At 60.4% G+C, this 18732-nt stretch carries 16 protein-coding genes; 4 read left to right on the top strand and 12 right to left on the bottom strand.

Going from position 1 to position 18732, the window contains the following annotated elements:
* Nucleotides 1-26: 26 nt before the first annotated feature.
* Both DAAHT2_RS01415 and DAAHT2_RS01410 read right to left on the bottom strand, forming a co-directional pair.
* A complete protein-coding gene (locus tag DAAHT2_RS01415; RefSeq protein WP_013162517.1) occupies nucleotides 27-575 on the bottom strand; it encodes a Ros/MucR family transcriptional regulator in 549 nt (182 codons plus the stop codon).
* Nucleotides 576-685: 110 nt separating this feature from the next.
* Nucleotides 686-1288, bottom strand: coding sequence for a nitroreductase family protein (locus tag DAAHT2_RS01410; protein ID WP_013162516.1), 603 nt, complete (start codon nucleotides 1286-1288; stop codon nucleotides 686-688).
* A gap of 219 nt (nucleotides 1289-1507) precedes the next feature.
* Here DAAHT2_RS01410 and DAAHT2_RS01405 point away from each other — a divergent pair, with 219 nt between their 5' ends.
* Nucleotides 1508-2341 carry a uracil-DNA glycosylase gene (locus DAAHT2_RS01405; protein WP_013162515.1) on the top strand — a complete coding sequence of 278 codons (834 nt, stop codon included), beginning with the start codon at nucleotides 1508-1510 and terminating at the stop codon, nucleotides 2339-2341.
* 4 nt (nucleotides 2342-2345) lie between these two features.
* Here DAAHT2_RS01405 and DAAHT2_RS01400 read toward each other — a convergent pair whose 3' ends face one another.
* Nucleotides 2346-3752: a sigma-54-dependent transcriptional regulator gene (locus DAAHT2_RS01400; RefSeq protein WP_013162514.1), complete on the bottom strand. Its 1407-nt coding sequence runs from the start codon at nucleotides 3750-3752 to the stop codon at nucleotides 2346-2348.
* A 66-nt stretch (nucleotides 3753-3818) separates the two neighbouring features.
* Complete coding sequence (locus tag DAAHT2_RS13650) at nucleotides 3819-5678, bottom strand: c-type heme family protein (protein ID WP_013162513.1); 1860 nt, start codon at nucleotides 5676-5678, stop codon at nucleotides 3819-3821.
* 325 nt (nucleotides 5679-6003) lie between these two features.
* Here DAAHT2_RS13650 and DAAHT2_RS01390 point away from each other — a divergent pair, with 325 nt between their 5' ends.
* The 3 genes from DAAHT2_RS01390 to DAAHT2_RS01380 all read left to right on the top strand — a co-directional run bounded on the left by DAAHT2_RS01390 (nucleotide 6004) and on the right by DAAHT2_RS01380 (nucleotide 8679).
* Nucleotides 6004-6426 carry a universal stress protein gene (locus DAAHT2_RS01390; RefSeq protein ID WP_013162512.1) on the top strand — a complete coding sequence of 141 codons (423 nt, stop codon included), beginning with the start codon at nucleotides 6004-6006 and terminating at the stop codon, nucleotides 6424-6426.
* A gap of 25 nt (nucleotides 6427-6451) precedes the next feature.
* The gene (locus DAAHT2_RS01385) at nucleotides 6452-8248 is read left to right on the top strand and encodes a YeiH family protein (RefSeq protein ID WP_013162511.1); all 1797 of its coding nucleotides are present in this window, start codon (nucleotides 6452-6454) and stop codon (nucleotides 8246-8248) included.
* Between the two features lie 218 nt (nucleotides 8249-8466).
* A complete protein-coding gene (locus tag DAAHT2_RS01380) occupies nucleotides 8467-8679 on the top strand; it encodes a hypothetical protein (protein WP_013162510.1) in 213 nt (70 codons plus the stop codon).
* Here the strand turns inward: DAAHT2_RS01380 and DAAHT2_RS01375 are convergent.
* The 8 genes from DAAHT2_RS01375 to DAAHT2_RS01340 form a co-directional block, all read right to left on the bottom strand.
* Complete coding sequence (locus tag DAAHT2_RS01375; RefSeq protein ID WP_013162509.1) at nucleotides 8676-9302, bottom strand: NF038143 family protein; 627 nt, start codon at nucleotides 9300-9302, stop codon at nucleotides 8676-8678. The genes DAAHT2_RS01380 and DAAHT2_RS01375 overlap by 4 nt on opposite strands.
* Nucleotides 9303-9316: 14 nt before the next feature.
* Entirely contained in the window at nucleotides 9317-10201 is an 885-nt protein-coding gene (gene epmA / locus DAAHT2_RS01370) for an EF-P lysine aminoacylase EpmA (RefSeq protein ID WP_013162508.1), read from the bottom strand.
* Between the two features lie 71 nt (nucleotides 10202-10272).
* Nucleotides 10273-10836: an elongation factor P gene (efp, locus tag DAAHT2_RS01365; protein WP_013162507.1), complete on the bottom strand. Its 564-nt coding sequence runs from the start codon at nucleotides 10834-10836 to the stop codon at nucleotides 10273-10275.
* Nucleotides 10837-10970: 134 nt separating this feature from the next.
* Nucleotides 10971-13874, bottom strand: coding sequence for an aminopeptidase N (pepN, locus tag DAAHT2_RS01360; RefSeq protein ID WP_013162506.1), 2904 nt, complete (start codon nucleotides 13872-13874; stop codon nucleotides 10971-10973).
* Between the two features lie 39 nt (nucleotides 13875-13913).
* Nucleotides 13914-16121: a LysM peptidoglycan-binding domain-containing protein gene (locus tag DAAHT2_RS13645; RefSeq protein WP_218915028.1), complete on the bottom strand. Its 2208-nt coding sequence runs from the start codon at nucleotides 16119-16121 to the stop codon at nucleotides 13914-13916.
* Nucleotides 16122-16291: 170 nt separating this feature from the next.
* Nucleotides 16292-17254: a GGDEF domain-containing protein gene (locus DAAHT2_RS01350; protein ID WP_218915027.1), complete on the bottom strand. Its 963-nt coding sequence runs from the start codon at nucleotides 17252-17254 to the stop codon at nucleotides 16292-16294.
* A complete protein-coding gene (locus tag DAAHT2_RS01345) occupies nucleotides 17251-18141 on the bottom strand; it encodes an HDOD domain-containing protein (RefSeq protein WP_013162503.1) in 891 nt (296 codons plus the stop codon). The genes DAAHT2_RS01350 and DAAHT2_RS01345 overlap by 4 nt, the downstream gene beginning before the upstream one ends.
* Nucleotides 18138-18479 carry a hypothetical protein gene (locus tag DAAHT2_RS01340; RefSeq protein WP_013162502.1) on the bottom strand — a complete coding sequence of 114 codons (342 nt, stop codon included), beginning with the start codon at nucleotides 18477-18479 and terminating at the stop codon, nucleotides 18138-18140. The genes DAAHT2_RS01345 and DAAHT2_RS01340 overlap by 4 nt, the downstream gene beginning before the upstream one ends.
* Nucleotides 18480-18732 lie beyond the last annotated feature (253 nt).

Here is an 18732-nt window from a genome sequence, read left to right as displayed (position 1 = left end):
TAGCCGGCCAAAAACTGACAGTAAGATCAAGATTTAGTGGCAGCCGACTTGGCGGCAGCAGAGGGCTTGCTCTTGCGGGTGGTGGTCTTCTTCCCGGCACCGGCGGTGGCCTTCTTGGTGCCGGCAGAGGCCTTGGTGGTAGTTTTGCCGCTGCGAGCGGCAATGGATTTGCGCAGATTGTCCGGCAGCCCCCGGGCCTTGCCCAACTTCTTGCGCCGGTCGGTCAACTCCCTGGCGCACAAGGGCTGACGCAAAGACAGACCCCATTTTTGGCGGTATTCACGACCGGTCAGGCCATGGGTCTGGAGATGCTTGGAGGAGAGGGTCTTGAACTCTTCACCGCATTCCAGGCAGACGATCTTGTGCTTTTGGATCGACTTCTCCGGGCTGCCGGTTAAAGCCGGTTTAGCCAAGCCGACATCGGCGGCCACCCCGCGGGACTCGTCCTGCTGCAAATTATGCAGCACATTGTAGGTGGCCTGTAAAGACTGGGCCATTTCTTCCGCCGTCAGGCTGGTTGATGAACATTGAGCCTGAACCAGTTCCGCCGCCATTTCAACCAATGATTTTGCCATCATCAATCTCCGCTTAAGGTTAATTTTCCTTGAGATATTCAACAATCATTTCACTGCCGGCAGAACTAGCGCATAAATAAATTAAATTCAAGTATTTTACCAATCGAGGCTTAAAAACGATCAACCATCACCACTTCTTCCAAAGGCAATTGGCCGCCGCGCGGCCAGGCCGGTTTAATGCCCTTGCCGACGGCCACAAACATCGTTACCACATGATCCTCGGGCAGGTTGATCAGCCGTGCCACCGCCTCGTAATCAAAACCGTCCATGGGGCAGGAGTCATACCCCATGCTCCGGGCCGCCAGCATCAGGGTCTGGGCGGCAATGCCGCAGGAGCGCATGGCCTCATCCCGCTGAACCTGAGGCTTGTCCCGGTAATAAAATTCTATGGCCGGCAGCAGGAACTCCTGCACCTCCGGGGTTGCGTTGTGCCAGTAGCGTTGCGGATTTTTTTCCCAGCTGAGCAGATCGGCGCACAAAATGATGAGCAGCGAAGCATCGGTCACCTGGGCCTGATCCCAGGCCTCGGCCCGGATCAGCTGGCGCAGGATGGGATCCTTTACCAGCACAAATCGCCAGTTCTGAATATTGAAGGCGGTTGGTGAAAGCAGGGCCAAAGACAGCAGTTGGTGTTCTTCGGCCTCGCTCATGCGATGATTGGGGTCGAAATGCTTGATGGCCCGCCTGCTTTCAATGGCCTTGATGGTCTCCATAAAACTGCGCCTCCTTAGGTTATCGGCCCTGGTGAACGGTTGCGTCTTGAAGGAATACCGCTTGTCGAGGTTTCCTGCTCGAATTATTCAGTGCAATTGTTTATCATAACGGATGCAGAGCAAAAGGGCCAGTCCGTAACGGACCACGTAAGGGCAACGTCCGAGTGCGACCTTACCTGCGGCCAGCCGATCACATCAAAGCCGGAGCAAGACACTGCCATGAGCAATCAGTCCGCGCCTCAAACCCGGCGCCTCCCTTTGCGGCGCCTGTTGACCGATTTGCAAGGCCTGGTGCTGCTGCACCGGGAATTGGGGGTCGATGCCTACCCGGCCTCCCCCGGCCTGTTGCGCCTGCTGCAGCCCTCTTGCCAAGGGCGGCAGGGGCGGGACAGCGCCAAAACAGGCGAGCTGGGGGCGGCCAAGTCACCGGCGCCTCCCGCTCGCCCCCGCTCCTCGAAATCGGCGGAGGCCGAGCGGGAAGTCCCGGACCTGACCGTGCTGGCCGCACAGCTTCAGGATTGCCGGCAGTGCCCCCACCATCAATGGCGCCAAAAAGTTATCTTCGGCCAGGGGAGCGCCGAAGCCAGGCTGCTGCTGATCGCCGGCTATCCCGGCGCCGCCGAAGAAGGCGCCGGTCTGCCTTGCCAGGGGGCAGCCGGGGAACTGCTGGACCGGATGCTGGCGGCCATCCAGCTCAGCCGCCGGCAGATTTATCTAACCACCCTGGTCAAGTGCATCCCGGAAGCGGCCAGGCAAGCCGCAACCTCACCCGCCCCCCCCGAGCCGGCGGCGATCAGCGCCTGCCTGCCTTTTTTGCAGCAGCAGATCGCGGCCATCCGCCCGGCCCTGATCTGCACATTAGGGCCGCTGCCGGCCCAGGCCTTGCTGCGCACCGGCAAACACCTGCTGCAACTGCGGGGCCGCTTCCACCAGTACCGCGACATCCCCCTGATGCCCACCCTGGCCCCGGATTTTTTACTGCACAACCCGGAAATGAAAAAATACGCCTGGCAGGACCTGCAACTGATTCAAAAATTCCTCCAAAAAAACTGAACCATCAGCGGAAATCTTCGGCGCGCAACTTCTGCCGCCGGATGATTTTCTGCAGGGCCACCCGGCTCAGCCCCGCCATATCCGCCGCCTGGGTCACATTGCCCTGGGTCATGGTCAGCAACTGCTTGACATAATCGGCGGTAAAACGCTCCAGCAGCTTATCCTTGCTCTGCAGGTAAGGCTCGATGGCCGGACGTCCTTCTCCCCCGCCGTTACCCCCCGCCGGCCCCACGCTCTGCTCTTCCACCGCGCCGATCTCGGGCAATCCGATCTCCTGGTCGGGGGCAAAAAGCACCATGCGGCGGACAAAATTCTGCAACTGGCGCACATTGCCCGGCCACGGGCGGCGGGCGATTTCCTGCAGCGCCGCGACACTGAAGCTTTTAGGGGGCAACTCCAGCTCCCGGCAAACCACCCGCAGGCAGTAATCGGCCAGCAGCGGCACATCTTCGGGAATCTCGGCCAGCGAAGGCGTGTGCAGGGTAACGACATTCAAGCGATAGTAAAGATCTTCCCGGAAGCTGTGCGCTTTGATCTTGGCCTCCAGATCCTGATTGGTGCTGGAGATGATGCGAACATCCACACTGCGGGGCTTATCGCCGCCCACCGGGCGAATTTCCCGCTCCTGCAGGGCCCGCAGCAACTTGGTCTGCACACTCACCGGGATATCGCCGATCTCATCCAGCAGCAGGGTGGAGCCGTCAGCCTCAAGAAAAAGGCCGGCATGGTCCTTGTCCGCTCCGGTGAAGGCCCCTTTCTTGTGGCCGAAAAGCTCGCTTTCCAGCAGGTTCTCGGGGATCGCCGGGCAGTTGACGGTGACCATGGGCCGCTGTCCGCGCTTGCTCAATTGATGAATGGCCCGGGCCACCAGCTCCTTGCCGGTGCCCGATTCCCCACGGATCAAGACGCTGTAGTCGGTGCGAGCCAGGGCCTGGACCCCCTCGTAAAGCTTGCGCATCCGCGGGGACTGGCCGATCAAGCCGGCAAAACCGGCCTGCTCCGGCAGCCGCTGGCGCAAATTCATGTTTTCCCGAATCAACCGGCTGCGCTCCAGGGCCTTTTGCAAAACCATTACCAGGTCGGGAATTTCAAAGGGTTTGGTGATAAAGTCATAGGCCCCGCGCTTGACCGCCGTCACCGCCGTTTCTATGCTGCCATAAGCGGTCATCATCACCACCGTCACCCAGGGGTCGATTTTTTTAACTTCGCTCAGCAAATCCAGGCCGCTGACCTCCGGCATCCGGATATCCAGCAACAGCACGTCGATACTCTGCTCCCGGATCAGCGCCAGCCCGGCCTCCGCCTTACTGGCGGTTTCCACCTGCAACTCGGCCAGTTCCGCCGGTAAAATCCGGGCCAGGGCCGCCAGCAGGTCGGCCTCATCATCGATAATCAGTAAACGGGAAGTCATGGCAACTCACTTTATCGCTAAACAAGAGGGTCCGGGGTAAGCGGTCACGTGGTGCCCCAGATTGCGCTACGCCGGGCTGATCGTCGCAAGGTGGGGTGCCCCGTGATCGCTTACCGGCAAATCAATGGTGAAACAGGTCCACTGGCCAATCCGGCTGGCCACCCTGATCTCGCCGCCGTGTTCTTTGACGATCCCGTAACTAACCGACAGCCCCAACCCGGTACCCTCGCCGGTGCGCTTGGTGCTGAAAAAGGGGTCGAAGATTTTGCTCAGATCCTCGCTCTCGATCCCCGGGCCGTTGTCCCGAACTTCAATCCGCACCGGCCCCGAGGGGGCCAGCAGCAGGCTTTTGATTTCAATCTCGCCACCCTCATCCTGCATGGCCTGGCGGGCGTTGAGCAGCAGATTGAGAAAAACCTGTTTAATCTTGTTCTCATCCAGTTCCAACCAGGGCAGACCCGGGGCCAGCTCCAGATTGATGGCCACCCCTTGTTTGCCGAATTGCGGGGCGACAATGCCGGCCACCTCCTCGATGATCCGGTTGAGATCCGCCGGTTGCTTGCGGCTTTCACCGCTGCGGGCAAAGTCCAGCAGATCGCCGACAATCCGTTTGCAGCCCCTGGCCTGTTTGCCGATCACCTCCAGGTCCTGCAAAGCCCGGGGACTCAGGTTGGGCTGGCGCTTAACCAGGTCAACATAGCAGATAATGATCCCCAGCGGGTTGTTGATCTCGTGCGCCAGACCCGCCACCAACTGCCCCATGGCCACCATCTTCTCCGTCTGCTGGATCTTTTTCTCCAGTTCCTGCTGCAGCAATCTAGCCTCAGACTCCCGCAGGGCCCGGGTGCGCTCAGCCACCCGCCGCTCCAGCTCCCGGTTATACTGCCGCAACTGCTCCCGGGTCCGGCGCAGGTCCTCGGCCATATTGCAGGCCGCCGCCGTCAGCTCCACCAACTCATCCTTGCCGACCAGCCCCCGGATAATGCCCAAACTGTAACCGGTATAGCCATCTTCACCTTTCACCATCGCACCCTTGGCGGCCGGCGGCGCCGGCACAAGCGGCGGCACCGCAAAGCCATTTTCCTCCTGTTCCCGGAAAATATCCAACACCCCGCGCAGGCTGATCAGTACCATACGGTGAAAAAACAGGCTCAGCAGAATAAAAACCAGGGCCATGCCCATGAAGACCAACCAAAAAACCGCAAAGGCCTTCTCCTTGGCATCGGCCAGGGCACTGGCCACCGGCACCCCCACCGCCACTACGCCGGCCAGTTCGCCGGGCTTGCGGTTAAAACCCAGAGTATCACCATAGAAGGCCACCAAACCCTCCGGGGCGTCGGCCGGACTGCCATGACAATACAGGCACTCGGCCTCAAAAACCACCGGCCGGAAACGCTTGAATTTTTCCACCCCATCCACTTTCACCAAACCGCGCCATTCCGACTCAGCCGGATGCTGGTTGAAATAATCGATCATCCGGCGCTCCAACTCGTTGGCCTCGTAGCTGGGATTGCGTGCCTGCAGCGCTACCCGGCGATACTGGTACTCTTCCGCCATGGCGGGAGCGAAGCGCTCCATGACCGCCCGCCCGACATAAGAAGTGCTCATGGCCTCGGGCACAAACTGCTCATTACCCAGGTGCAGATACATGGCCGGCCGCAGCTCCTCCCGCACGTAGGCCCGGCTGGCTTCCACCGCCGCCATCACCAGTTCCGACTGGGCAAAGGCCCGATCCTCCAACTGTCCCTTCTCTTGCTGGTATACGATCAGAACAATGAGCAGACAGTTAAGCAACAGAATCAAGCCGGTACCCACCAGGAACTTGAACTGTATCCCCACCGAATCATGCAGCCGGCGTCCAATCGAGAAGGCAAACCCCTCCTTTTCCCGCTCGCCATCCGGTCTTCTATAGTCACTCGCCTGCATCCAGTCTGCCTCCGCCCGAAAGTGAAAACACCATCCCGGCGATGATTATAACCCAACTGCTCATGTTTTGGCAAAAACCTCCACAACAGATGCTAACCCCGGTTAGCATCTGTTGCCGGCCGGAGGCGGCAACAAGGCGAGAAGTCGCCCCATCAGCTACCACCGCGACGACGCCGCCCAAAGGTAAGTCATTGTATTCACGAGTACCAGGCATAACAAAACGACATTTTCAAAACCTGGCACAGAAGTTGCTCAAGGTTATGAGCAGCCAAAGCGGTCAATCGCCAGCAACCCATTAGATCACTCCAGACAAAGGAGGTCCGCGATGAATTTTTTAGTCCCCCACGACGGCTCGGAACATGCCTTCAGGGCTTTGGAAGAGGCAGTGAAGCTCTCGCAAAAGCTGGGAGGTGAAACCAACATTGAGGTGCTGATCGTGGTACCTGATCTTTGCCTGGTGGACGTGGGCATCGATGAGTGCAACATCATCACCAACACTCTCTACAAGGAGGCCCAGGGAATCAAGGCCAAAATCAACGAAAAGTTGGCGTCTTTGGGAACCAAAGCCGAAGTCCGCATCGAGGCGGGCAGCGAGGTTGACAGTATCCTGAAATGCGCCGATGGGTGCCAGGCCGACTTCATCGTCATTGGAGCCGCTGGCAAACACGGCTCCGGACGCGGCCGGCTGGGCAGCGTGGCCGACAAGGTGGTCAGCAAAAGCGACCGCAGTGTCATGATTATCCGTTAACCAGCCGCAGAAAAGGAGGCACACCATGTCTGATCAAGCTAAGAAAGGCATCAGCGATGCCATTAAAGAGGAAGAAAGCGCTCTGCAAAAGGGCAAGAGCAAATGGGAAGATCTCTGGAAAAAGGAAGACTGGTGGGCCAACTGGCTGGGCGCCTTTCTGCTCCTGCTGGGGGTGGCCTTCTTTTTGTACAGCCCGCCTGAGAACATGAAGGAGATCATCGCCCACAACCAGGCGATCATGGAGGCCGAGCAACAGCGGGCCCCCTTCCCCACCATTGAATATAAGGAGGCTGAACGCAAACTCAGCGGTCTGCAAGCCCGCCGCACGCCTTTAGGGCAAAACCTGGCCACCTTGCTGCAACGGCCCAAGCGCTGGGACAGCTCGCCGGGTCAGTCCTTTATCCTGACTGAAGAGGCGGCGGCCGAGCGCCGGGCGGCAGCCCAGCCCCGTTTTGAAGAGGCCCAGCAGCGCCGCATCGAGGCCCGGGACCGGGCCGAGGAGGCCCAGGCGGCGGCCGAAGCGGCCAACTTTAAGGACCCGGCCCTCAATCAGGCCGCCGATGAAGCCATCGAGGCCTGGGGCGGGGCGGTGAGAGCCGAATCCCGGGCCCGCAGTGCGGCCACCATCAAGCCTTACAATGTCTTCCCTTCGATGATTGCACTGATGGTCGTGCTCGCCCTGCTCTTCTCGGTGGGCATGCGCTTCATGGGCCAGAAGGTGGGCGGCTTTTTCATCGGCTTCCCCTTTATCTTCGCGCTCAGCATCATCGCCTACTTTATCGCCAGCCACAGTTTTTCCACCCAGTACGGGCTGAGCTACGTGCTGTGGGCGGTACTGCTGGGGCTGCTGATCAGTAACACGGTGGGCACCCCCAAGTGGGCCAAACCGGCGGTCCAGGTGGAATATTACATTAAAACCGGCCTGGTGCTGCTGGGCGGCAGTATTCTCTTTGGCCTGATCCTGATGATCGGCGCACCGGGCATCGTCATCGCCTGGGGTGTAACCCCGACGGTTTTGATCATCGGTTACTGGGTGGGGGAAAGATTCATCAGGCTGCCCTCCAAACCCCTTAACGTCACCATCGCCGCCGCCGCCAGCGTCTGCGGGGTCTCGGCGGCCATTGCCGCCGCGGCGGCCAGCCGGGCCAAAAACGAGGAGCTGACCATCGCCGTGGGCCTCTCCATCGCCTTTACCGCCATCATGATGTTCGCCATGCCGGCCCTGGTGCTGGCCCTGGGGATGAACCCCATCGTGGGCGGCGCCTGGATCGGCGGCACGGTGGACTCCACCGGCGCGGTGGTGGCGGCCGGCGAGTTGCTGGGAGCGGGGGCCATGTACACCGCCGCCACCCTGAAGATGATCCAGAACGTAATGATCGGCATCATCGCCTTCGCCATCGCCGCTTACTGGGCCACCCGGGTGGAAACCGCAGGCAGCAACGTGAAGCTGACCTTCGGCGGGGCCATGAAGGAAATCTGGACCCGCTTCCCCAAGTTCGTCATCGGCTTCATCGGCGCTTCCGTGCTTTTCACCATCATCTACGAGCTGATGGGAGACCAGGTGGGCAATGCCATCATCAGCGAAGGCGCCCTGCGCGGCTGGGCCAACCCCCTGCGCGGCTGGATGTTCTGCATGGCCTTCGTCAGCATCGGGCTGGCCACCAACTTCCGCGAACTGGCCAAGTACTTTGAAGGCGGCAAGATTCTCTACCACTACGCCTTCACCCAGGGCTTCAACGTAGTCCTGACCCTGTTCCTGGCCTGGCTGATGTTCATGGTCGCCTTCCCCGGCATCACCGAACATCTGATGACCATTCGTTAAGCAACCCAACCCCCGCAAGCAGCCGGAGGTCCGGCGTCGACCCTGAACAGGCGACGCCGGGCCCGGGGCACAACAAAACGGCATTTAGTTTACGGACAACCGGTCCGGCTTGGGTTCCCTCTCCATACCCCCTCCCCCAAGCCGGGCCGGGCGGCCGTATAAAAAAATACCCGGAAAATACGGGCACAGAATCTGAACAAAGCTCAGCGGAGGGCATCATGAACGCAAAACGCAAGCCCAAAAAAACGTTGTGGCCGGTGGTGTTGCTGGTGCTGCTGGGAGGATGGGTGGTTGGTGAATTTTACCGTCTGCCCACGGTACAGACCGTGCGCACGGCCTTTGCCGCCACCGAGATCGAGGTTTCCGCCATCTGGTATGCCGATGTCGATGCTTACGGGGAAATCAAGGGCAAAAAGGCTCAACTGCGCTAAGCTGATTCCAAGGGGAAAAATTGCTGCATATCGGCCACCCGTAGCTTCAGGCTTTCCTTTTCCAGGCGCTCCACCACCAGTGGCGCTTCTTCATCACTTTTTTTGGCACGGGCCATGGCCGCCAGCAGGGTCTGGTTCAATTCATTTTCCCGCTGCTGCAGATCTTCAATAAAATCCTGGTAACGCCGCCGATCACCGTATGCCTGCCGCACCAACCGCCCGTAGTCTTCAGCACTGCTGCCCAGCAGGCGGCGGTAGTGGGCCAACAGCAGGCGTAACTCTTCTTCCTGCCGCTTCCTCACTTCGGCCATGGATGGCTTGGCCAGCTCCGGATCAGAGGGCGGCACAATCTCCGCGTCGCTCTTGCGTTGCCCCGTTCTGATCTCCTCTTCGGCCATGGTCAGGGCGTGGAGTTTAGAGCGCAGCAAACCCTGTCTTAAAGCGGGCAGATTCTCCTTGTAGCGCCGTAACTCGCTGAAATGGTAGATAAAGAGAAAGGGCACCAGAAAGAGCCAGATGTTAAGCTTGGGCTTGTTGATCACCCGGGTGGCCAGGCGGTGGGCAAAACCCTCTTCATACTCCCGAATCAGGGCCGACCGGCGTTGCAGTTCCTGCGCTTCCATAATCTAAACTCCGCTTAAAGGGTTTCCGGGGGAAAAGCCAGCACCTGGTCAATGTTCTCCTTGCCCAGCATAATCATTACCAGACGATCAAGGCCCAAGGCAATACCGGCGGCTTGCGGCATGGCGTCAAGCTCGGCCAGGAAAGGTTCGGGCATGGGCGGCGGCCGACGGCCGGCGGCCCGGATCAGGCGGCGATCAGCCTCAAAGCGGCGCCGCTGTTCCACCGGGTCGATCAACTCGGAAAAGCCGTTGGCCAATTCCACCCCGCCAAGGTAGAGTTCAAAACGTTCGGCCACCTCCGGCTGCCCCGGCTTGGGCCGGGCCAGGGCGGCCAGTTCCAGCGGATAATCGTAGAGGAAGGTGGGCCGCCCCACCCCCAGGTGCGGCTCGATTTTTTCCACCAGCAACTGATCAAAAAGATCACGCCGCAGGGCCTCGTCAACTTCCATTGCAGCGTAACGGCAGAAGGCCTCAGCCACCGTAAGCCTCTCCCAGGGCAGGACCAGCGATACCTGGTGGCCGTTTTCTCCCGGCAGCGCCAGTTCTGCGGCCACTGCGGTCAGCAGTTGTTCACAGTCATCCATCAGAGCAAGATAATCGGCCCCGGCCCGGTACCACTCCAGCATGGTGAATTCGGGGACATGGCGCCGCCCCCGCTCCTGCCGGCGAAAGCATTTGCAGATCTGGAAAATTTTGGCATGCCCCCGGGCCAGCAACCGCTTCATGCAAAGCTCCGGCGAGGTCTGAAGAAACCAGCGGCCGGCGGGTTGGGGCAGCAGATGAGGTTCCGGGGCCGGGGCCGGGATCATCAGCGGCGTTTCCACTTCGAGAAAATCCCGCTGCTCAAAAAAGCGGCGCACCGCCCGGACAACCCGGGCCCGGCCCCAAAGATCGGACATTCGGCAACGACTCCTATTCTAACTGCTCACAGGGTCCACCGGGTAAGCGGTCACAGGGTGCCGCTTATCCCTTATTCCTTGACCCGGGTGACGTACTGGCCGGTGCGGGTATCGATCTGGATCTTCTCACCTTCGTTGATGAAAGGCGGCACCTGCAGCACGTAGCCGGTTTCCACCGTCACCGGCTTGGAATCACTGCCGCTGGTATCACCCTTGACCCAGGGGTCGGCCTTGGTCACCGTGAGGTTGACAAAGTTGGGCAGGGTCACCCCGATGGCCCGCTCCTTGAACAGCAGGATATCAACCTCCATGTTGTCGATCAGGAAATTGATGTCATCGCCCAGCAGATCTTTGGTGATCACGATCTGCTCGAAGGTTTTATTATCCATGAAATTGTACTCGTCGCCCTGGGCGTAAAGAAACTGCATGGTCCGTTCTTCCAGGGCCGCCGGTTCAAACTTGTCGTTGGAGCGATAAGTACGATCGAAGGCGTTACCGGTAATCATGTTGCGCAAACGGCAGCGGTAAAGGGCCTGGCCCTTGCCGGGCTTGGAAAATTCGAAATCGGTGATGATATAGGGCTCGCCGTCGAGCTGAATTTTAAGCCCCTTGCGCAGGTCGGAAGTGGTGTACATAAACAATCTTCTCCTTGGTTGATAAGCCAATAAACAACGAAATGCAAAGCGGATAAAAGGGCTTTTTTTAACTGGAAATCCCGCCGGCGGCAAGCAAAAAACCAGCCGCCCAAGCCCGTGCCCCCGCCGAAGAACTAAGCCTGGCTGCCCAGGCTTTTGCTCACCATTTCATAAACATCGCGGGAGAGCTTGGGCGCCGTGGCGATTTTTTCCAGTTCCGCCCGCATCAACTCCCGGCGTGGTCCCGCAAAGCGCCGCCAGCGGCTGAAACGGGCCGCCAGCCGGGCGGCCACCTGGGGATTGACGGAGTCCAGGGCCATGATTTGGGCGGCCAGGAAACGGTAACCGGCGCCGTCGGCCCGGTGAAAAGCCACCGGATTAGCGGCGGCAAAGGCCCCGATCAGGGCCCGCACCCGGTTGGGGTTACTCAGCCGAAAGGCCGGGTGGGCCATTAACGCCTCTACCCTCTCCAAAGTGTCCGGGGAGGGAGCGGTGGCCTGGACGGTGAACCACTTATCCAGCACCAGCGGGTCATGGCCCCAGCGGGCGGCAAATTCCTCCAGCGCCTCTGCCGCCACCGCCCGGGCCGCGGGTAACCGTTCATCAGGGGTACTAAACTGCCGCTCTAACGGGCCGTAAGCGTTCAGCCGTGCCGCAGGTTCGGGCAAGCAGACAGGCGCAGCGTACCCCAGGTACGTAAGCCTGGCTGATCGCCCGAAGATGCGGTGCGGCTGTTCGCTTACGGCGGCGGCATGCACCAGCCCCCGCAAGGCGGCCAGGCTGTCAGTCATATTGCCGGCCTGAAAAAACTGCTGCCTGGCCAGGGCGATAAGCTCCCGATCATCGGCCAGGGCCAGCAAAAAGAAAAGGGCCTGATTGCGCAAACGCCGCCCCCCGGCCAAACGGGGATCATAGGTGCCCTCCCCTTCGGTGGCAACGGGAAAGCTCCGATAAATTTCTTCCCAGCGCGGCCGCAGAGCCACTGCCAGTTCCCGGCGCACAAACTCTCGGGCGGTGTGGAGCGCCTCAACATCGATAAGGGCCATCTGCTCGGCCAGGTACTCCTCGGTGGGCAGGGCCACCAGCAGGGCGGCAAACGACTTGTCTTCCAGGCCAGGCAGCCGGGCCAGCAATTGCCGGTAGGTGTCGACAAAGCCTCCGGGCAGTTGCAAATATTCCCGGGCTTGCCAACGACCGGCCAGCTCCAAAATCAGGCTGCCGCTTAAACGCTGGCCGGCTTCCCAGCGGCAAAAAGGGTCGGTGTCGTGGGCCAGCAACAGCCCCAGTTGCTCGTCGCGGTAGTCATACGTCAACCGCACTGGGGCTGAAAACCCGCGCAACAGCGAAGGAACCGGGCGGGCATGGAGCCCGGTAAATTCAAAAACCTGCTCCCACTCGGTCGATTCCAGCAACTCTGCGGCCACTTCCTCGCCCGCCGGGCTCAACAGGCCCACCGCCAGGGGCAGCAGCAGCGGTAAATTTTCGCGCCCCTCCGCAACCGGCCGAGGCTGTTCCGGCCGGCCCTCCGAGGCAGGGGGCGCCTCAGCCACCCCCTGAGCATTATCGCAGCATTCGCCGCCGGTGGTTGCCGGCACCGGCATTTCCTGGACCACCCGCAGCCGGTAACAGCCTGCGGCGGGATCATAGTCGTCGGTAATCTGCAACCGCGGGGTCCCGGCCCGGGCATACCAGCGGGCAAAAGCGCCCAGCTCACGCCCCCCGGCCTCGGCCATGGCGGCCAGAAAATCCTCGATGGTCGCCGCTGAACCATCATGGCGGCTGAGGTAAAGCCGCAACCCGGCCCGGAAGCCGGCCGGCCCCAACAAGGTGTGGAGCATCCGCACCAGCTCGGCGCCCTTTTCGTAGACGGTCAGGGTATAGAAATTGTTGATTTCCAGGTAAGACTCCGGCCTTACCGGATGGGCCAGGGGGCCGGCATCCTCGACGAACTGCTGTTCGCGCAGCAGCCGCACGTCGTTGATTCTTTTTACCCCCGCGGAATGCAGCTGCTGGCTGAAGAGCTGATCCCGGAAGACGGTCAAGCCTTCCTTGAGGCTCAACTGAAACCAGTCCCGGCAGGTTACCCGGTTGCCGGTCCAGTTGTGAAAATATTCATGGGCGATCACCGCTTCGATGTTTTCAAAATCATCATCGGTGGCGCTTTCCGGGCGGGCCAGTACATAGCGGGCGTTAAAGATATTGAGCCCCTTGTTCTCCATGGCCCCCATGGTGAAATCATCCACCGCCACGATCAGGTAATGATCAAGATCGTACTCCAGGCCGAAGGTCTCCTCATCCCAGCGCATGGCCTTTTTCAGCGCCGCCATGGCATGGTCGCACTTATCCCGATTGTGGGCCTCCACGTAAATGGCCAGGGCCACCTGCCGCCCCGAAGCGGTGGTGAAGCGGTCGTGAACCCCCACCAGATCACCGGCCACCAGGGCGAAGAGATAGGAGGGCTTGGGAAAGGGGTCTTTGAAGGAGGCCCAGTGGCGCCCCTCCGGCAGTTCGCCGCGGCCGACGGGATTCCCCCCGGCCAGCAAAACCGGGCAGGTTTGGCGGTCGGCGCTGATGGTCACCGTAAAGGGCGCCAGGACATCGGGCCGATCCGGGTACCAGGTGATCCGACGGAAACCTTCCGGTTCGCACTGGGTGCAGAACATCGAACCGGAGCGATATAAACCTTCAAGCGCCGTATTGGCGGCAGGATAGATGCGGCTCACCGTCTCCAGGGTGCACTGCACCGGGGGGGTCGGGATCACCAGCCGGCCCCGGTTGCCGACCCCTTCCAGCCGGTAACGCTCCGGCGGCAACGCTTGGCCGTCCAGTCGCAACTCCAGCAGCTCCAGCTCTTCGCCATCCAGCACCAGCATTTCCGCATCGTCAACCGCCGGATTACGGCGCAAGCAAAGAGAGGAACGGACCAGGGCATGATCGGCAAAAAGCTCAACCTGCAGGTTGACCTCATCAAGCAAAAAAAACGGCGGCCGGTACTCGGCAAGCAGTACCGGCCGGGGAAGTTCGCTGTCGGCGGACAAGGGTAACTCCTTATTGAATTAAAAAATTTGGGTAACCGGTCAGCGCTGGCGGGCCAGCACCACCGGCACCCGGATCTCATCTCCCGGGCGCAGACGATCAAGCACCAGTTCGGGGTTGTATTTGCGGATCAGCCACAAGGGCAGTTCAAATTCGTCGTGGCTCAACTGCCAGATATTGTCCCCGGGCCGCACCCGGTACGTCTCCACCCCGTCGACCCGGTAAGCGGCGTAAAAGTCCTCTTCCAGGCTCTTGTGGTACTCGTAGCGCTGTTCTTCAAAAAAGGCCTGCTCGACTCCCCTGTCCAGCGGGATCATCAACCGCTGCTCCAGACGGATGGGCCGGCCGAAGGGAAAGCCGTTGAGGCGGCGCAACTCCTGGGTGGGAATACTTAGCCAGTCGGCGTAATGCCCCAGGGTCTCCTCTACTTCCACCCGAATGTAGCCCACCCGGCGGCCATCGGCCAGATCCCGGACCTCTTCCACCGACAGATTGCCCCATACCACGGCTGGATTAACCGCCCCAGTGGCCGGTTCTCCGGCCCCGGCCACCGCCATGGTCATGGCCGGCAAGCGGGAGCCATTGCCGGAAAGAGACAGGGCGCGCCGGCTGCTCAACAACTCGCCAGCCGCCTCCGGCGCCACCCCTTCGCCGACGTAGTCCGGCCGCGACTCTGCCACCCGTTCAGCCATGGCCAGACTCCAGCCGTTGTCCCGGGCGGAGGCCAGCCTGGCACCCGCCGCAGCCACCTCCCTAGGATCGGCCAAGGCCCCGGCCACTTGATAATCTTCAGCAGCGGCCTGCTCCGTTACCTGGCCCGGAGCAGGCTCGCCGGCAACCGCCACAACCTCCGGCGCCGCCTCGACAGGTGGCGCGGCGGCGGTTGCCGGCGCCGTCGGCTCCTGGGCGGGCGGAGCTTCAGCCACCCGGGTCTTACCGGCCCCGGCACCGGAAGCTGCGGCCAGCATCACCGCCGGTTCATCCACCCCGGGTATGCGCAGGTTCTGCCCGGCATAAATGGTGGCCCGGGAGTTAAGCTGGTTGGCGGCCATCAAGGCGCTGAGGCTGACCCCGTGACGCCGGGCAATCTCCCAAGCGGTATCACCCCGGCGAACCGTGTAAAAAGCACTGCGCCGCTGCGCCTGCCGGAGCATCGTATCCGGCAGGGCCGAAGCCAGGCGCACCGTGGGCTGATCGGCCGGCAGCCGCAAGTGGTAGCCCTTGGGCACATATTTCTCGCCCTGCAGCACCGGTTCCCGCAACCCCTGGTTATAGCGGTGCAGAGTGGCTACATCCACTCCCAGATGGGCAGCCAGTTCGGCCAGGGAGACGTAACCGCTTAACACAATTTCATGGCTGCGCCGCTGGGGCTCCAAGTCCAAAGGGCCAAAGTAGCGCTCAGCGTTCTTGGCCACCTCCCGGGCGGCCAGAAACTCGGAATAGAAATTACGGGAGGCAAAACCGAAACGATTGCCGCTATAATGTCGAATAATGGAAGGATAATCGCCATGCTGGTTACGGGCCCGAATCATCCCGGTGGCCCCGTGGTTATAGGCGGTGATGGCCAGAGGCCAGTTGCCCAGGCGCTGATGGTTCTCCCGGAGCAGCTGGGCGGCGGCATGGGTGGCCCTGATGGGATCCCGGCGTTCATCCAGCACATAATCAATGGTCATGTACTGGCGTCCGGTGGCCCGCATGAATTGCCAGATCCCCGCTGCCCCCAGGCGACTGTAGGCCTCGTAGTTGAAGGAAGATTCCACATGGGGCAGGTAGGCCAGATCTTCCGGCAGCCCGTACTGGCGCAAAATCTCCTTGATTTGTGCCAGATAGGCGCCGGAACGGATCACCCCTTCCCGGAAGCGGTCCTTTAAACCCCGCTGAAAACGGATGTTGTCGGCCGCCCGGCGCAGCCTCTCCGGGCTGGCCCGGTCGCCGAACAGTGCCAGCACCCGCTCTTCTTTGGCATTACGGGGGGCATGGCCGGCCGCCAGGTGCAGCAGAATGGCCCGGTACTCTTCCCGGCCGGCGTTTATTTGGTTGCGGTTGCGCCGCCGGGCGGCGTTATCCCAGGTGTTTTCCACCTCCAGCACCGCATAGACCAGATCGAGATCAAAGCGGTCGTGGAGCAACCCCTGGGTGGAAGGATAACGGCTGTAAATATCCTTCCAGAAGGCAACTTTCGGTTTGATTTCATCGTAAACCGGAAAAGGCTCGGCCTGAACCCCGGTGGGGCAACTAAAAAAAAACAAGGCGCCAAGGAGCGCCGCCACGCCGACCGCACCTGACCAGGAACGTAAAAAATGGGTACACCATGCAAACTTCATCAGACCACCTGCAACCATTCACCAGGGCCAGCAACCTGTAGACTTAACGGGCCGTAACCTTCCTCTACCAAACAAGTCCCCACAAGAGAGGCTGATCACGCCGCCGACATCTCCTGACCGCTGACACAGCTGTCTCGACGTTCAATCAAGTAATTACTTCCTTCCAGCCGCTTCACGTAATGCTTCAGCTGCGAGGCGGCGGCGGCTATTTCGCCGGAATGGCGATAGCGGCCCTCCCCGGTGGTTACCACGGCAATTGAGATACTGAGCAAGGGGAACCGGGTTTCCTGCCCCCGGCGATCAAGGCCGACAAAGGCGCCGGCGGCAATATCTTCGGCATTGAGAAAGAGATTGCGGACCATATTGAAGTTGTCGATGATCTGCCGGCAAACCTCCTCGGCCTTTTCCGCCTTGATGATAAACACGTAGTCATCACCGCCGACATGACCGATAAAGCTTCCCTCCCGGGCCTTTTCTTCAATGACATTGACGATGATCCGGGCCACCATCAGGATCACCTCATCCCCGCGAGAAAAACCGTAGCGGTCGTTGTAAGGCTTAAAGTTGTCTATATCCACATAACAGACCGCATAATCGTTGCCGCTTGCCAACACCCGTTGCATGGCCCGCAGAATAGAGGTGTTGCCCGGCAGCCGGCTCAGTGGGTTATTGTCGAACACCCGCATCATCCGGGCTTCTGCCAGTTGCAGGCGGGCCAGCAGCAGGGACGGCACCAGCGGCAGGGTGACAATATCATCCACCGGGTAAACTCCCCAGTCAAGTTCCGTTTCCAGTTCCGTCAACTCCAAAACCAGAATAATGGGGATATTACCCTTCTGCAGGCAACCGGAAACCGCCTTGATCAAGCGCTGGTCACCGTCACCGACAAATCCCTTTTCCAGCAGCAGCAAATCCGGCGGATCTTCCAGCACCAGGGCCACCGCTTCCGGCAGCTGCTCACAGACTTTCAGTTGATAACCTTTGGCCTCGAGCAGGGTTCGTGCCGCAGGCGGAAGAAACCCGGGAGAGCCGGCCACCAGCAAGCGCGACATGTTCATCCTTTGGGCACCTGCGTGGCGCTTTGGGCTTCTGCCTTGATATCCAAGCTAAAGCCCTTGACGTCCCACAATTTTTCTTCCACTTCCGCCAGCATCTCATCGATATCCACCGGTTTGAGGCGCAGCAGCTCCCAGGCCCTGGGTGCCAGGGCCGGCACCCAGATATCAGGCCCATGCCCGTACCCCATCCCCCGGATAACAATATCGGCGAAATGAACAATGGCGGCGGCCAAAGGTTCGGCCTTGGCCAGGCTCGGATCATGGTGGCAACTGATGGGCTCCACCAGCTTGGCCGGCAGGTTCCAGCTTTTGGCCAGCCAACCGCCGACCTCGGCATGGTCCAGCCCCAGCAGCTCCCGCTCGGCCTCGAACCGGTTGATCTGCCGGGAGACCACCAGGGCCGAAACCTGCTCGCTTTCCCCGGGCAGTTCCATTTTAATCGCCACCTTGCCCAGATCATGGATCAGCCCGGCGGTGCTGACCTCTTCGGGGTCGCTCACCCCCAGCCGCTTGGCCAGCACATTGCAGACCACCGCACAGCCCAGGGAGTGCTCCCACAACTCCATATCCTGATCTTCCATCAGTTCAAAAATCGAAGCGCTGATGATCAGACTCTTGATCACGTTGAAACCGAGCAGAATGATGGCACTGCTCAACGAGCTGATGCGCTGGGGAAAACCGTAAAAGGCCGAGTTGACCAGCTTGAGCAGTTTGGCCGCCAGGATATGGTCCTTGCTGATGGTTCGCCCCATCTGTTCGGTGGTGGTATCCGGGTCATCGGCCATTTTGGTGAGTTTGCTGATGATCCCCGGCAGGGTGGGCAGGTTTTTCACCTCCCGCAACGCCTTGCGAATCGCCTCCCGCTTCTGTTCCTGTTCCGGGCTCATTCTCCGTCTCCCTGCCCGGCCGCAGGTTCCACCGGCCGCCGGGCGGCAATCAACCGTTCCTGGATCCTTTTTTTAAGATACATCAGGGGCTTGATATGCCGCACCCGGCCAAAGCGCTGTTCAATATCCATCACCTCTTCCTTGAGGGTTTTAGCCCCCTCCTCCACCACCGGGTGCCCCTGTACGGTGATGTGGGTGATATCCATCCGCTTGAAACGATCGATCATGGCCTCGGTCAGGGCGGTGCCCTTGCCGCAGAGCACCCGGTTATCACCGGTCTCCACATCCTTGGCCAGCACCATGCCGGCGGCCGCCTGTACCGTCGCTATCTGCTGCACCTAATTGGTCTCCCTCTCGTCATCGAACCGCCCGGCGGTAAGACCTCACCTGCGGCACGGCTGAACGTTTACCAATTTTACCACCGCTGCATTGACATATTGCCCCGGCGGCATTATTGTAACCAACGCCGGGGAGCCGCTGTTTTCGTTTTCGGCATTACCGGTAGATATCCTCTAAAAACCGTATAATCATAATAACTACTTAACTGATTTTTTTGTCACGGTCATCCTGAAATTGCCGCCCCGGCAAAAA

This window comes from Desulfurivibrio alkaliphilus AHT 2, from assembly GCF_000092205.1.
Taxonomy (GTDB): domain Bacteria; phylum Desulfobacterota; class Desulfobulbia; order Desulfobulbales; family Desulfurivibrionaceae; genus Desulfurivibrio; species Desulfurivibrio alkaliphilus.
This window is presented reverse-complemented; position numbering and strand designations above follow the sequence as displayed.

Excerpts from the sequence above, each read along its gene's own strand:
- DAAHT2_RS01415 (WP_013162517.1), bottom strand. The coding sequence starts at position 575 with ATGGCAAAATCATTGGTTGAAATGGCGGCGGAACTGGTTCAGGCTCAA.
- DAAHT2_RS01410 (WP_013162516.1), bottom strand. The coding sequence starts at position 1,288 with ATGGAGACCATCAAGGCCATTGAAAGCAGGCGGGCCATCAAGCATTTC.
- DAAHT2_RS01405 (WP_013162515.1), top strand. The coding sequence starts at position 1,508 with ATGAGCAATCAGTCCGCGCCTCAAACCCGGCGCCTCCCTTTGCGGCGC.
- DAAHT2_RS01400 (WP_013162514.1), bottom strand. The coding sequence starts at position 3,752 with ATGACTTCCCGTTTACTGATTATCGATGATGAGGCCGACCTGCTGGCG.
- DAAHT2_RS13650 (WP_013162513.1), bottom strand. The coding sequence starts at position 5,678 with ATGCAGGCGAGTGACTATAGAAGACCGGATGGCGAGCGGGAAAAGGAG.
- DAAHT2_RS01390 (WP_013162512.1), top strand. The coding sequence starts at position 6,004 with ATGAATTTTTTAGTCCCCCACGACGGCTCGGAACATGCCTTCAGGGCT.
- DAAHT2_RS01385 (WP_013162511.1), top strand. The coding sequence starts at position 6,452 with ATGTCTGATCAAGCTAAGAAAGGCATCAGCGATGCCATTAAAGAGGAA.
- DAAHT2_RS01380 (WP_013162510.1), top strand. The coding sequence starts at position 8,467 with ATGAACGCAAAACGCAAGCCCAAAAAAACGTTGTGGCCGGTGGTGTTG.
- DAAHT2_RS01375 (WP_013162509.1), bottom strand. The coding sequence starts at position 9,302 with ATGGAAGCGCAGGAACTGCAACGCCGGTCGGCCCTGATTCGGGAGTAT.
- epmA (WP_013162508.1), bottom strand. The coding sequence starts at position 10,201 with ATGTCCGATCTTTGGGGCCGGGCCCGGGTTGTCCGGGCGGTGCGCCGC.
- efp (WP_013162507.1), bottom strand. The coding sequence starts at position 10,836 with ATGTACACCACTTCCGACCTGCGCAAGGGGCTTAAAATTCAGCTCGAC.
- DAAHT2_RS01350 (WP_218915027.1), bottom strand. The coding sequence starts at position 17,254 with ATGAACATGTCGCGCTTGCTGGTGGCCGGCTCTCCCGGGTTTCTTCCG.
- DAAHT2_RS01345 (WP_013162503.1), bottom strand. The coding sequence starts at position 18,141 with ATGAGCCCGGAACAGGAACAGAAGCGGGAGGCGATTCGCAAGGCGTTG.